The 12445-nt window shown below is 65.5% G+C and carries 13 protein-coding genes, 1 tRNA gene and 1 pseudogene; 7 read left to right on the top strand and 8 right to left on the bottom strand.

Annotated features, from left to right (window positions below; genetic code table 11):
• Nucleotides 1-5: 5 nt before the first annotated feature.
• Nucleotides 6-689, bottom strand: coding sequence for an aspartate/glutamate racemase family protein (locus OC450_RS12555; RefSeq protein ID WP_211381647.1), 684 nt, complete (start codon nucleotides 687-689; stop codon nucleotides 6-8).
• A 12-nt stretch (nucleotides 690-701) separates the two neighbouring features.
• A complete protein-coding gene (locus OC450_RS12550; protein WP_262047974.1) occupies nucleotides 702-2384 on the bottom strand; it encodes a methyl-accepting chemotaxis protein in 1683 nt (560 codons plus the stop codon).
• Nucleotides 2385-2677: 293 nt separating this feature from the next.
• Here OC450_RS12550 and OC450_RS12545 point away from each other — a divergent pair, with 293 nt between their 5' ends.
• Both OC450_RS12545 and OC450_RS12540 read left to right on the top strand, forming a co-directional pair.
• The gene (locus tag OC450_RS12545) at nucleotides 2678-3178 is read left to right on the top strand and encodes a hypothetical protein (RefSeq protein WP_211381645.1); all 501 of its coding nucleotides are present in this window, start codon (nucleotides 2678-2680) and stop codon (nucleotides 3176-3178) included.
• A 14-nt stretch (nucleotides 3179-3192) separates the two neighbouring features.
• Complete coding sequence (locus OC450_RS12540) at nucleotides 3193-3666, top strand: hypothetical protein (protein ID WP_211381644.1); 474 nt, start codon at nucleotides 3193-3195, stop codon at nucleotides 3664-3666.
• Nucleotides 3667-3708: 42 nt separating this feature from the next.
• Here the strand turns inward: OC450_RS12540 and OC450_RS12535 are convergent, their stop codons facing one another.
• Complete coding sequence (locus OC450_RS12535) at nucleotides 3709-4308, bottom strand: TetR/AcrR family transcriptional regulator (RefSeq protein WP_211381643.1); 600 nt, start codon at nucleotides 4306-4308, stop codon at nucleotides 3709-3711.
• A 182-nt stretch (nucleotides 4309-4490) separates the two neighbouring features.
• Here OC450_RS12535 and OC450_RS12530 point away from each other — a divergent pair, with 182 nt between their 5' ends.
• The 3 genes and pseudogenes from OC450_RS12530 (at nucleotide 4491) to OC450_RS12520 (ending at nucleotide 5727) form a co-directional block, all read left to right on the top strand.
• Nucleotides 4491-4868: a tautomerase family protein gene (locus OC450_RS12530; protein WP_262047973.1), complete on the top strand. Its 378-nt coding sequence runs from the start codon at nucleotides 4491-4493 to the stop codon at nucleotides 4866-4868.
• Between the two features lie 102 nt (nucleotides 4869-4970).
• Nucleotides 4971-5330 (top strand): hypothetical protein, encoded by a 360-nt coding sequence (locus OC450_RS12525; RefSeq protein WP_262047972.1) that lies wholly within the window; start codon nucleotides 4971-4973, stop codon nucleotides 5328-5330.
• Nucleotides 5278-5727: pseudogene (locus OC450_RS12520) on the top strand (GFA family protein). Before OC450_RS12525 ends, OC450_RS12520 begins: the two are co-directional and overlap by 53 nt.
• Before the next feature lie 51 nt (nucleotides 5728-5778).
• Here the strand turns inward: OC450_RS12520 and OC450_RS12515 are convergent.
• From OC450_RS12515 to OC450_RS12495, 5 genes are all read right to left on the bottom strand, one after another.
• On the bottom strand, nucleotides 5779-6705 hold the full coding sequence (locus OC450_RS12515) for a CobW family GTP-binding protein (protein ID WP_262047971.1): 927 nt from the start codon (nucleotides 6703-6705) through the stop codon (nucleotides 5779-5781).
• A 3-nt stretch (nucleotides 6706-6708) separates the two neighbouring features.
• Nucleotides 6709-8199: an amidohydrolase family protein gene (locus tag OC450_RS12510; protein ID WP_262047970.1), complete on the bottom strand. Its 1491-nt coding sequence runs from the start codon at nucleotides 8197-8199 to the stop codon at nucleotides 6709-6711.
• Between the two features lie 984 nt (nucleotides 8200-9183).
• Nucleotides 9184-9396, bottom strand: a complete 213-nt coding sequence (locus OC450_RS12505; protein ID WP_211381638.1) for a hypothetical protein — start codon at nucleotides 9394-9396, stop codon at nucleotides 9184-9186.
• 284 nt (nucleotides 9397-9680) lie between these two features.
• A tRNA-Glu gene (locus OC450_RS12500) sits at nucleotides 9681-9755 on the bottom strand.
• A 57-nt stretch (nucleotides 9756-9812) separates the two neighbouring features.
• Nucleotides 9813-10157 (bottom strand): hypothetical protein, encoded by a 345-nt coding sequence (locus OC450_RS12495; protein WP_211381613.1) that lies wholly within the window; start codon nucleotides 10155-10157, stop codon nucleotides 9813-9815.
• On the opposite strand from OC450_RS12495, the gene OC450_RS12490 reads away from it, so the two are divergent.
• Nucleotides 10156-11163, top strand: a complete 1008-nt coding sequence (locus OC450_RS12490; protein ID WP_256806980.1) for an RluA family pseudouridine synthase — start codon at nucleotides 10156-10158, stop codon at nucleotides 11161-11163. The two genes, OC450_RS12495 and OC450_RS12490, sit on opposite strands and share 2 nt — an antisense overlap.
• A gap of 219 nt (nucleotides 11164-11382) precedes the next feature.
• Nucleotides 11383-12282 (top strand): RNA polymerase sigma factor RpoH, encoded by a 900-nt coding sequence (gene rpoH / locus OC450_RS12485; RefSeq protein ID WP_211381611.1) that lies wholly within the window; start codon nucleotides 11383-11385, stop codon nucleotides 12280-12282.
• Nucleotides 12283-12445: the final 163 nt, after the last annotated feature.

The following is a 12445-nucleotide window of genomic DNA, read 5'->3' as shown; positions in this document are numbered from 1 at the left end:
GAATATCAATCGGCCGCGCGCGAGGTGATGAGGCGAATAATCCGCGCCACGGCACACGGGATCGGCGCGACGACGGGGACATTGAACATCGGCTGAAGCTGGCGCGCGGCTTCGCCCAGCGGCCCGCCGCCGATGACGACCGCCCCGGCACCATCGAGGGCGATGCAGGCCTCGACCGCGCCGGCAAGGGCTGCGCGTAGCCGCGCCGGATCGCGCATCAGCTCTTGCGGATCGCCGTCGGCGAAACGGGCGCCGGTGTAGCGCGCTTGCAATCCCAGCGCGTCCGGCAAGGCGTCGATCTTCGCCCTGAGCATTGGCGTCGTGGTCGCCACACCGAAGCGGCGGCCGTTCTCGGCGGCTGCCAGCATCGAGGACTCGCCGATGCCGACCGCCGGCAGCTTCACGCTGGCCTTGATCCCGGCCAGGCCGGGATCGCCGAACGCCGCGACGATGATGCCGTCGCATGCGTGCCGATGTGCCTGCGCGATCTCCAAGACTTCAGGCGCAGCCGCGTCCAGCGCATCCGGCGTCACGATCATCGACGACGCCCGCGTTGCCGTGGCGCCGACGACGTCGAAACCGTCCGCGGCGGCGGACGTCGCAATGGCGACCATCATCGCTGTGGTCGCCTCGGTGCTGTTCGGATTGATTAGTAGGATGCGCGCGCGTCCACGGAGGTGTTGACCCATCCCCCTGCTATACTAGGCCGCCCGCACTCCCGCAACGAAGGTGCTGACCTCGTTTTCCAGCGATTGCAGCTTCTGCGACAGCCGGCCGCTGGACTGCAGAACGAGGCCGGCGACCTGGCCGGTTTCCGCAGTGGCGTCGGTGACGCCCGAGATGTTCTGCGAGACCTGATCGGTGCCGGCGGCCGCCTCCTGCACGCTATGGGCGATCGCCTGCGTCGCGGCGCCCTGCTCCTCGACCGCGGCCGCGATCGACGAGGAGATCTCGTTGACCTCCATGATGGTCTTGCGAATGCTCTCGATGTTGCCGACAACCTGATTGGTTTCGGCCTGGATCGCGGTGATCTGCGCACCGATCTCGTCGGTCGCCTTTGCGGTCTGGCTCGCCAGCGACTTGACCTCGCTCGCGACCACGGCAAATCCCCTGCCGGACTCGCCTGCACGTGCCGCCTCGATGGTGGCGTTGAGCGCGAGCAGATTGGTCTGCGAGGCGATCTGGTTGATGAGGTCGATGACCTCGCCGATCTTGTGCGCGGCCGCGGCCAGCCCCTGCACGGTATCATTGGTGCGCTGACCGTCGGCGGCGGCCTTGTCGGCCACGCTCGCAGCCTGTGCGACGCGCTGGCTGATCTCGGTGATCGAGGACGACAGCTGCCCCGCGGCGGAGGCCACCGTCTGCACGTTGCTCGATGCCTGCTGGCAGGCGGTGGCGACGATGCTCGCGCGATCGGTCGCCTTGTTCGCGGTCTCCGACATGCCCTGCGCGGCCTGCTGCATTGCGCGCGCTTCGTTGAAGACCTCGCGGACGACGGCCTGAACGCTCGCCTCGAACTTGCCGGCAAGGTCGGTCATGGCCTTGCGCTTCTCCTCGTCGGCCCTCTGCTTCAGTTCCTGCTGCTCGGCATGCATCCGCCCCACCGCCGTCGCATTGTCCTTGAACACGGCGAGCGCCTTGGCGAGCCCGCCGACCTCGTCGCCGCGGCCGGTGTAGGGCACTTCGAACGCGCCGTCGCCCGCGGCGAGGCGCTCGGTCAGCGCGGTGATCCTGGCCAGCGGCCGGGTGACGCTGCGGCCGATCACGAAGGAGGCGCCGAGCACGAGCGCCAACACCACGAGGCACACCAACGCGAAAGTCATCGCATCCTGACGGAAGACGGCATCGACGTCGTCGAGATAGATGCCGGTGCCGATGATCCAGCCCCAGGGCGCAAAGCCCTTCACATAGGAGATTTTCCCGACCGGCTGGTCGAAGCCGGGCTTCGGCCAGAGGTAGCTGTAGAAGCCCGCACCCTGCTTGTTGACGACGTCAACGAAGCCCGAGAACAGCCGGTTGCCCGTCGGGTCCTTCATGTCCGAGAGATCCTTGCCGTCAAGCTCGGGCTTGATTGGGTGCATGATCATCTTCGCGGCCATGTCGTTGAGCCAGAAATACTCGACCATGTCGTAGCGCAGGCTTTTGATCTCCGCGATGGCGGCGGCCTGGGCCTTCTCGCGCGGGAGTTTGCCCTCGCTCTCGAGCTTCTGGTAATGCGCCAGGATGCCGTAGCCGACATCGACCATATGCTGGGTCTTGGCCTGGCGGTCGGCGATCATCTGTGCGCGCAGGGTCGAGAGCGCGATCGGCGCGAGCGCGACCATGCCAAGGAGGCTGATGCCGACGATCAGGACCAGCTTGAAACTGATGCGGGAGAAAAACATCGATGCTCGCAGAATTGGAAGGGTGATATGCAAGTTTATCCCACGCCCCTTAGCAAAGCTTTAAGCATTCGGGTTCCCGGCCTCCGCAAATTGCGGCGGGGATGCTGCCGTCCTACTGCGCACGGCGCCATAGGCTCGCGAAGCCGGATGCATCCGAGATGCGAGTTCTTCAAAACTAGAAGAGCTCGATATCGCCCCTCCGGGCGTTGACTTGCAGGAGGCTCTGGCGGAACGATCGGCGCAGATCATCAGCGCCAGCTGTGGCGTGAGCGCAGCCGGAGGCCAGAGGCTCAATGCATCAATCGACATCGACAGGGTCCCTCGACCTTCCCGCGCTCGGCGCGGCGGAGCGGCTCTTCATCTGGGGATTTCGGGCCAAGGCCCGCGGCGGAAGCGCCGTTCCGACCGCGACCGACATCCAGCAAGTGTACGACCACTTTCGCGTGGGCGATGCCGTGCCCTCGCTGGAATCGATCATCGAGATCTTTGCCTGCACGGCGCATACGGCCATCGAGGTGCATTGCCCGACTTGTCCGCGCATGTCCGACAGCGAGCACGGACTGTTGCGGGCGATCGCCGCGGCACAGCAGCAGCGTGTCGACGTCGCGCGCGAGCAGTTCGAGTCCTGGCTGCCGCCGGTCGGCGCCGACTGGGCTCTCGCGCCTGTGCGCGGGCTTGCAACGATCTTCCGCATGGCGGGTCTCATCCTTCCCGACCGGCACGTTCCGTCTTTCGATCATGAGCGGACGATGGCGATGAAGAACTGGCTGGTCGGCAGCCCCACGTTGCACTGACAAGGGCGTCGTTCATGATGCAGGATGCATGCGGCCTTGTGCCTGTCACGGAAGCCGGCCAGCCGCGGCACTGTCCGCTCCAGACCGCACTGTCGTCGCGTCCATGCGTCGAGAACTACGATGATTTTTGCCGCATCGCGCTGTCGCTGCTCCGGTTCATCGGCGCGGCCTATGCGACCGGCGCTTCCGACTGCTGGGAGGCTGCCTATCGCTTCGCCGACGAGGCGCCTGATATCGCCGACAGCCCGCTGCTGGTGGCGCGGGCTGCCGCGCTGGTACGAATCCTGCGCAGCGGCCGGCCGTGCGAACTGTGCTTCATGCCGCCGTCGTGCCGGCGCCTGTCGAAGGACGAGGCGGAGTTGATGCGGCTGTTGGCGGTCGCGCGCAGCAGGCAGCCTGGCGAGCTCAAGTCCGTGGTCTGCCAGTTCGTCGGCAACGAGAACGAGATGGCAACGACGCGGGCCTTCGACGCGCTTGCCTGCTGCTGAAGCTTCGATGGGTTCTACTCGCATCCAGATCCGTCTTGCGACCTAGCGGGCCTTCTTGTCGAGCATCAGGTCGATCGTGTGGGCGGCGATCTTGCGCAGCTGGGCTTCGTCGCCGAAGGCACGTTCGATCACGGCGAGACCGCGCGTCACGGTGATGATGTGCAGCGCTGCGGCCGCGGGATTGCCGCTGAACTCGCCGCGCACGGCGCCCGCCGACAACGCGTCCTGAACCAGGGTGGTAATGCGCGAGATCAGGCTGGCGAAAGCCTCGCGCGCGTCCTCGTCGAGCCCCTCGCCTTCGACCGCGCCGAGCTCCATCAAGCCGCGCGTGGTCGGACACCCCCGCGGCGGCGAGCCCGAGCGGAAGTTCGTGATGGTGAGGTCGAAGAACGCGGCGAGGCGCCTTCGCAACGAGCCCGCGCCTAGCGCCTTTTGCAGAGCCAGGAGATATTCGCCGGCATAGCGTTCATAGGCCTGGAGGAACAGCGCCTCCTTGCTGCCGAAGGCATTGTAAAGGCTGCCGCGCTGAACACCGGCGTCGCGGGCGATGTCCGACAGCGACGTGCCGCGCACGCCCTTGCGCCAGAACTGGTCGAACGCGATGCGCAGGACATCGTCGTGGTCGAATTCGCGCGGCCTCAACGTTTGCTCCACTGTACGGCAATGCCGGGCTTTCACCATATTTGACACGATGTCAAAAACATGGTTTCTGGACATCGTGTCAAAAATCAATCGGGATTGATAGCCCGTTTTGTCGATGGGCCGAACCGCCGGCACGGACCATGCGTCCGGCCGGTCGGGCCCGCATGCAAAGGGATCAGCTCATGCCTCTCCTCCACATCTCGATGCGCGCGGGGAAGCCGGACGCCTACCGGCAGGCGATCCTCGACGGTCTCTATCGCGCCATGCGCGAGGCGCTGAATGTGCCCGAAGGCGACGAGTTCATGACCATCAGCGAGCTTGCGCCGACAAACTTTCGCTGCGGCAACGCCTACGGCGTCGAGCGCAGCGACGACGCCGTGCTGATCCAGATCACCGTGTTCGCCACACGCACCGCCGAGCAGAAGAAGGCCCTGTACCGGCGGATCGCCGAGCTGCTCGGCGAGAGCCCGGGCATCCGGCCCGAGGACGTGTTCGTGAACGTGCTCGACGCGCCGGCGGAGAACTGGTCCGTCGGCCACGGCCTCGCGCAATTTGCGTGAGTTTGCCGGGCCTCCGAACATCCTCTTGAGAATTGCCGGCCGGCAGGGTCTGATAGGCGGCGGAGTAGACCTCCGCCGAGCCGAACCCGGGACCTGAACGGCATGACCATGTCGGTCGAGCAATTGTGGAGCCTGCCGGGGACTGCGCTGGTCGGCGCCTATGCCGAGGCGCGGCGGCGCTATGCGGAAAAGAAGTTCGAGCGCGACACCCAGCGGGCACGGCTCGAATGGATGCGCGCAAAGCTGTTCGTCAACACGCAAGGCAATGTGGCCGAACGCAAGATGGCGGTCGACGTATCCGAGGAACTGGCGCGCAAGGGCCAGGAGGTACGCGAGATGACGCGCGATCTCGACATGCTGAAGATCGACGTCGACGTGATCGACACGATGATCCGGTTGCGCGGCACGCATGGCGATCAGCCAGTCCACGCCGACGAGGCGGCCGAGCCGGAAGGGGAATGACATGGCTGCGTTCCGGGGAAGCTGCCTGTGCGGCGAAATCGCCTTCGAGGTCGAGGGGCCCTTCGACCGCTTCCTCAACTGCCATTGCTCGCGCTGCCGCAAGGCGACCGGGACCGCGCATGCCTGCGAGGTGATCGTGAAGGCAGAAGCGCTGCGATAGCTGCGCGGGGAACCATCCGTCGCGCGCTTCGATCTACCCAACGCGCGAAGCTTTGCCACCGCGTTCTGCAAGATCTGCGGCAGCCCGATGCCGCATTTGACCCGCAGCGGGCGCGAAGCGATCATCCACGCCGGCGCGTTCGACGAGCCGCTTGGTGCGACACCCGACCGGCATGTGCAGTGGACCTCGCGCGCGGAGTGGTACGTGCACGGCGATGCGCTGCCGGTCGAGGGTTGAAGCGTCGCGCGATTTGACCGGGCACATCGGCAATGGCGTGAACTGCGCTACTCATTCCGCAACGCACGCCGCCATAATCTCGTCGAGCTCCGCCTTCGGGAGCACGCCAAGCTCGGCGATGAAGACGATCCGCGCGCGCGGCACGCCCGGCGTCGGCGCCTCGCCCGGAGCGATCGTCGCGCGGCCGGCGGCGAATTGAAACACCATCTGGCGTCCGGGCTGCTCGACCGTCTCAAGCAAGCCTTTTGCGCGGGCGAGTTTTGGAGCAAGGCGGCCGATGGCCTGCTGCAGGCGAGGCAGCGAGAGCGGCTGGTCCGAGGTCCAGCTCAATGTCTCGAAGCGCTCCTCTGCCGGCCGCCGCGGTCCCGGCTCGCGTAACGCGGGCGTACGATCGGCGATCGCGGGGAACAGCAGCGCGGACGGAATCTCGCCGTGCTTCGCATCCACCACCACGGCAGGGACGCGCTGCGCGCGAATGGCCTCGCGCATCCGCCCAGCCGCACCCCCGCCCGCCAGATCCAGCTTGCTCAATGCCACGATATCGGCGACTCGCAATTGCGAGCGCTGGAGCGCATCGTCGAGGGCAGCCGTCGGCGTCGCTGCATCCATCACGCACAGCACCGTCTCCAGCGGCGCCTCGCGCAGGATCACGGGATCCATCAGATTGCGGACGATGTCGGCGGGATCGGCGACGCCGCTGGTCTCGATAACGATATAGTCCGGCTTCGGATCGCGGCGCAGCAGCGTCGAGAGCGTGCGCAAGAGATCGCCTTCGAGCGAGCAGCAGATGCAGCCATTGGCGAGACTGACCACGCCGTCGCTGGCGCCCGCGATCAGCTCCGCATCGATGTTGATCGCGCCAAAATCGTTGACGATCGCGGCGATCCGCCGTCCCTCCGCGTGCGCCAGCAGATGGTTGACGACCGTGGTCTTGCCCGCCCCCAGAAAGCCCGTGACCAGGAGAACGGGGACCGGCATGGGTCAGCCCTCGACGACGGGGCGGCGCACGGGGCGGCCGGGGCGCGCCACCACGTCCAGCACGCCATCGGTGATGAGCGGCTGGCCGCTGACGATCAGATGCCGCACGCCCTCGGAGGGGCGGTTCATCGCCGTGAAGGTCGCGCGATCGCTGAGCTTCTCGTAGTCGAACACGACGATGTCGGCATCGGCGTCCTTCGCGAGCTTCCCCTTGGCGCGCATCGCGGGTGTGCTCTGCGACAGGATCTCCGCGGGGATCAGCGCGCATTTGCGCACGCCTTCGAGCAGCGACACGGTCTTGCGCTCGCGCACCCATTCGCGGATGAATTTCGTGAAGCAGCCGGCCGAGCGCGGATGCGAGGTGGCATCATCGGGCAGCGGCCAGGCATCGCCGGTGTAGGTCTTGCCGTCCGACGTCGTCCACGGCATCGCGTCGGACGCGATCGCGCCGCCGGGATAGAGCACCGACATGTCGAGCAGGTCGCGATGATGCGCATTGTTCTCGGTGTCGAGGATGTGCCAGAGCACCAGCGATGACGGCTCGTCGGCCTGGGCCTTCAGCAGCTCCTCGCGATCGCGGAAGCGGTGCCCGTCGGTCACGCGCTGCACCGAATCGTAACCGGTGCCGTTGCGCTCGACGAATTCGGGGTCGCTGAAGAAGGCCGCCGCCAGCACGGTCGAGCCGGTGCCATAGGGATAGGCCTCGACCGTGATGGGCAGGCCTTGCGCCTGCGCCTTCTCGACCAGCACGCGGCAACGCTCGATGTCGGTCTTGCTCGACGAATTGAAATGGCAGATGTGCATGTGCGCGCCGGTGGCGCCGGCATAGCCGATCAAGCGGATATAGGCTTCCGCCGCGCTCTCGGGATCGACCCGCGACATGTAGGCGACGTGGGTGAAGGTCGGCACGTCCTGCTTGGCCGCGAGCTGGCAGACCGCGGTCAGCTCCTGCACGCCGGCGCCCGGCGCGTAGGCGTTCAAGATGCCGATGCCGATGCCGCCCTCGCTCAGGCCGCGCCCGAGCCGCTCAAGAATGCCGGCCACTTCCGTATCGCTCGCGACGTTGTCCATCCAACGGCGATCGCGCATCGCGTTGCCGAACGCCTCCAGCGAGCTCTCCGCATTGGAACCTGTCATCGCGCCGATGCGCGCAAAGGCCCAGTTGGTGGCGGCGCCATAGTTCAGCACGCGTCCCTTCCTGGCCTGGCGCTCATACCAGGACGCGACCGGCAGCACGCCGGCCTCGAGATCGAGCGTCGTCGTCACCCCGTCGAAGGCCTGCATCCGGTCGGCAGGGACCGACTGGCCGTGCGCGTGCAGATCGATGAAGCCGGGCGCGACCACGAGGCCGGTGGCGTCGATCACCCGCTCCGCGCCGCCAAGCGAGGCACCGACGGCGGCAATCCTGCCATCCACCACCACCACATCGCCAACCGCGTCCATTCCGCTCGCCGGATCCACCACCCGGCCGCCAGAGATCACCAAACCGCTCATGTCGTCACTCCAAAAAGCAGAAAGCCAGAACCTCCAAAGGCCCGGCAGCAGCTTTGGAGGGAGCCGGCCGCATCGCGCACCGTCCCGGCGCGCATAGTGCAGATTTTGGAGGGAACGACCACCGCCGCCGATGCCGATGCAGCATGCTCACACGGGAGGTCGGTTTGCACATCGTTGGAAACATGCGCTCGCGTCCTCGCGGCAAGTTTTGCCCGAGCTTTGCTTTCTCGCTTCATCCCCTCGCGAAGAAAGGGCGCAGGGAAGACCGGGCGCCGGCTGGCACCCACAAAACCCCCATGCTGAACAGATGCACACGCAATGCACAGGGGAGACACAGGGCAGCCGAGACCAGGCCTTCCCTGCGCGATGGTTTGACGGCCTATGCCGCGCTCTCCCGGGAGCCGAGTTCGTTCTGGCCTCCCTCACCCTTGCGAAATGCACGGCACCGCGCCGGTTGACGCAATGACGCCTTCGCAAAGGCTTGACCGTAGCAACGACGGCCAGGACCACACGGTTTCGCCGTACGCAGGCCTCCTGCTTCGCCTAAGGCTTCAGGACATGGCCCTGCTTCGCCAGAGGCTTCGCGAGGTTTGAGCGCCGTCCGTCGATGCGGTTCGTGCCGTGCTCACGAGATTCATCTCGCCCTGCACGCTACGCTCCGCCTTTAACGCCGCCCGCGTCCACCGCATTCCAGCCCGCGTTCGTGACGACGTACGACCGCCCCTTTTGTGGGCTGGGATGAGCGAGACATACGACAAATCCGAATTTCGGTAAAGTGGAATATTTTCGCGACGGCTACTTGACAGCAAATTGCCGTGTTTTGTCTCACCGGCATGCACCCCGGATCGAGCGCATTAAGCGCGAGGAAATGCCCGTCACAGCCGACACCGCGCTGCGGCTTCGGAAAATTCTTCACGTGCAGCCGGGCATTCAAAACCTCCGGACCCGAAGGTCCGGAGGTTGCGCGTCGGAGACGCCGTTCGCTCAGTTCTGCCGGTGAATGGTGATGGTGACGCGGCCGCCGCCGAGGGCGGAGTTCACGGCGTTCTCAGCTTTGGCGAACTCCGAACCGATCCATTTCGCGGCCGAAGACACTTCGTGCTTGATCCAGCTGAACAGGCCGGCAGCAGCAACGCCGTCGAGTTCGTCGATGGACAGTTCGCGGCTTTCAAAGCCGATATCGTCAGGACGTTTCATGTTGGTCTCCAGTTGGTGACGCGGGCCATCCGCGATCACGAACAGGATGCGCGCAAACCTCCGATGAGAGCTGTGACGACGATCACCTCGGTCGCAACAGGCGAAGAATGTCGTTCCTGTCGCCGGCTGTGAGACAGCATATGAAGAAGGGCGTGGCTGGAGACTCGCCTGAGGCCATCCTTCGAGACGCCCGCTTGCGGCGGGCCCTCAGGATGAGGTCGCGTTTTGCGGCGAGAGTCTGGCACCAGCCAAAAGGATAGAGATCAACGCTCGATGGAGCCTGATGGCGCTCCCTAGGGGAATCGAACCCCTGTTTCAGCCTTGAGAGGGCCGCGTCCTAACCGCTAGACGAAGGGAGCGTGAGGGCTAGCCAATAACCTCGAAATTTGTCCGCCGCAAGGACCCGAACCGCCCTTTTACGGCTCATTGGCAAATTTCAGCTTCCCGGTCGGCTTCAGTGTGTGGGCGTCGAAGGTGCGGATCTCGGTGACCCCGCCGATGTCCAGCGTGACCACGAGCCGGTCGCCGGCGACCCCGGTCGAGACGATCCTGGCGCCCTTCGGCAGGGTGGCGGTGACGTCGCCGACCGGCTCGGCCGCCCTTCCCTCCGACTTGAAAAGGCGGTAGCCCACCGCGATCAGGACGGCGCAGATTGCCAGCGCCGTCGTCAACCCCGCGATCAGCATCATCCGCCGCACCCGCGCGAACAGCGCGGCCTGCTCGGGGCTCGGTTCGGGAACAGCGGTATCAGACGTCGTCATGGAAAACTCAGGCTCAGCGCAAAGGTTGGAGGTCGTGGTCGGCGGCGACGAGGGCTCGGCCCGGCTCGACCGCGTGCTGGCGGCGCACCTTTCCGACCTGTCGCGATCGAGGCTGAAAGCCCTGATTCTGGCGGGCGCGGTCAGCCTGAAGGCCACCGCGGTCCGCGACCCCGCTTATCACGTCACTTCGGGCGATACGATCATAATCGACGTGCCGGAGGCGGCCCCGGCGGAGCCCAAGGGCGAGGATATCGCCCTCGATATCGTGTTCGAGGACGACGACATCGTCGTCCTCAACAAGCCGAAGGGGCTGGTGGTACACCCCGCGGCCGGGCACGAGACCGGGACGCTGGTGAACGCGCTGATCGCCCATTGCGGAACTTCGCTCTCCGGCATCGGCGGGGTGCGCCGGCCGGGGATCGTGCACCGGCTCGACAAGGACACGACCGGGCTGATGGTGGTCGCCAAGAACGACCTTGCGCACGCCTCACTCACCGCGCAATTCGCCGACCACGGCCGCACCGGAGCAATGCGGCGCGGCTACATGGCCTTTGCCTGGGGCCTGCCGGGCCGCCATCGCGGCACCGTGGATGCGCCGATCGACCGCCACCCGCATGCGCGCGAGAAGATGGCCGTGCGCCAAGGCGGCCGCGAGGCCGTCACGCATTGGGAAATCCTGGAGAGCTTTGCTGGGCGCGACGGCAAGCCGATCGCTTCACTGCTCGCCTGCGAGCTCGAGACCGGACGCACCCACCAGATCCGCGTCCACCTTGCCCATATCGGCCATCCCCTGATGGGCGACGCCGTCTATGGCCCGCACTTCAAGACCAAGGCGAACCATCTCGGCCCAGAGTCGCAGGCGGCCTTGACGGCGCTGGGGCGGCAGGCCCTGCATGCCTATCTGCTGGTATTGGAGCACCCGAGAACCGGAGAATTACTCCACTGGGAGGCGCCTCTGCCGGAGGATTTGCTTCTCCTGCAAGGCGCTCTGAAAGCGGCGCTATGACGCAGGGGCTTTAAGAAAAGCGTTACATTACAAAAAGTTATAGCTGCCACACGGGGACGTGACGTCAGCAATCCTTCCCTTTTCGACCCCCTTTGGGGTATATTGCGCCTGCGTTGGAAATGACCAACGCGGAACATCGCAGCTACGGCCGGCTTTAACACAGCGGTCGTCTGCCTGGCCCGCCGCTATCGGGGGCCTGAACCTTTGGAGGGCTTCAGTATGGCCCGTACCGCTGCTTTGCCGGTGCTCAATGGAGAATCCGGCCTTTCTCGCTACCTCGCCGAGATCCGCAAGTTCCCGATGCTGGAACCCCAGCAGGAATACATGCTCGCCAAGCGTTGGCGTGAGCATGACGATCGCGACGCGGCGCACCAACTCGTCACCAGCCATCTCCGTCTCGTGGCCAAGATCGCCATGGGCTATCGCGGCTACGGCCTGCCGATCTCCGAGGTCGTCTCGGAAGGCAATGTCGGCCTGATGCAGGCGGTGAAGCGTTTCGAGCCCGAAAAGGGCTTCCGCCTCGCCACCTACGCGATGTGGTGGATCAAGGCGTCTATTCAAGAGTACATCCTGCGTTCCTGGTCGCTCGTGAAGATGGGCACCACCGCGAACCAGAAGAAGCTGTTCTTCAACCTGCGCAAGGCGAAGAGCAAGATTTCCGCGCTGGACGAAGGCGATCTCCGCCCCGACCAGGTGAAGATCATTGCCAAGCGCCTCGGCGTCACGGACCAGGACGTGATCGACATGAACCGCCGCCTCGGTGGCGACGCGTCGCTCAATGCTCCGATCCGCGACGACGGTGAAGCCGGCGAATGGCAGGACTGGCTGGTCGACAACACGCCCAACCAGGAAGCCATGCTGGCGGAGCACGAGGAATATGATCACCGCCGTGACGCCCTGAACGGCGCCATGGGCGTGCTCAACCCGCGCGAACGCCGCATCTTCGAGGCCCGCCGTCTCGCCGATGAGCCGATGACGCTGGAAGACCTTGCTGCCGAGTTCGGCGTGTCGCGCGAGCGCGTCCGCCAGATCGAGGTCCGCGCCTTCGAAAAGGTGCAGGCCGCGGTCAAGGGCACCATCGCAAAGGCCGAACAGGCCGCGCTGGAAGCCGCGCTGTAAGAGATTGGCGGATCGAAAGAGACAAGAAGCCGGCGGCAACGCCGGCTTTTTTGTTTGAGGTGTGACGCGTTTGTTCGAGGTGTGACTTGCAGCATGTTCGCGCAGGCGCGGGCCAGGCATCTTGAACCCTTGTCGCCGGTCAACGACCCAAATGAGAGCGACC

The sequence above is a fragment of the Bradyrhizobium sp. Bra78 genome (genome assembly GCF_024519855.1).
GTDB lineage: Bacteria > Pseudomonadota > Alphaproteobacteria > Rhizobiales > Xanthobacteraceae > Bradyrhizobium > Bradyrhizobium japonicum_G.
The sequence above is the reverse complement of the archived record's forward strand: the minus strand, read 5'-3'. Positions and strand labels throughout refer to the sequence as shown.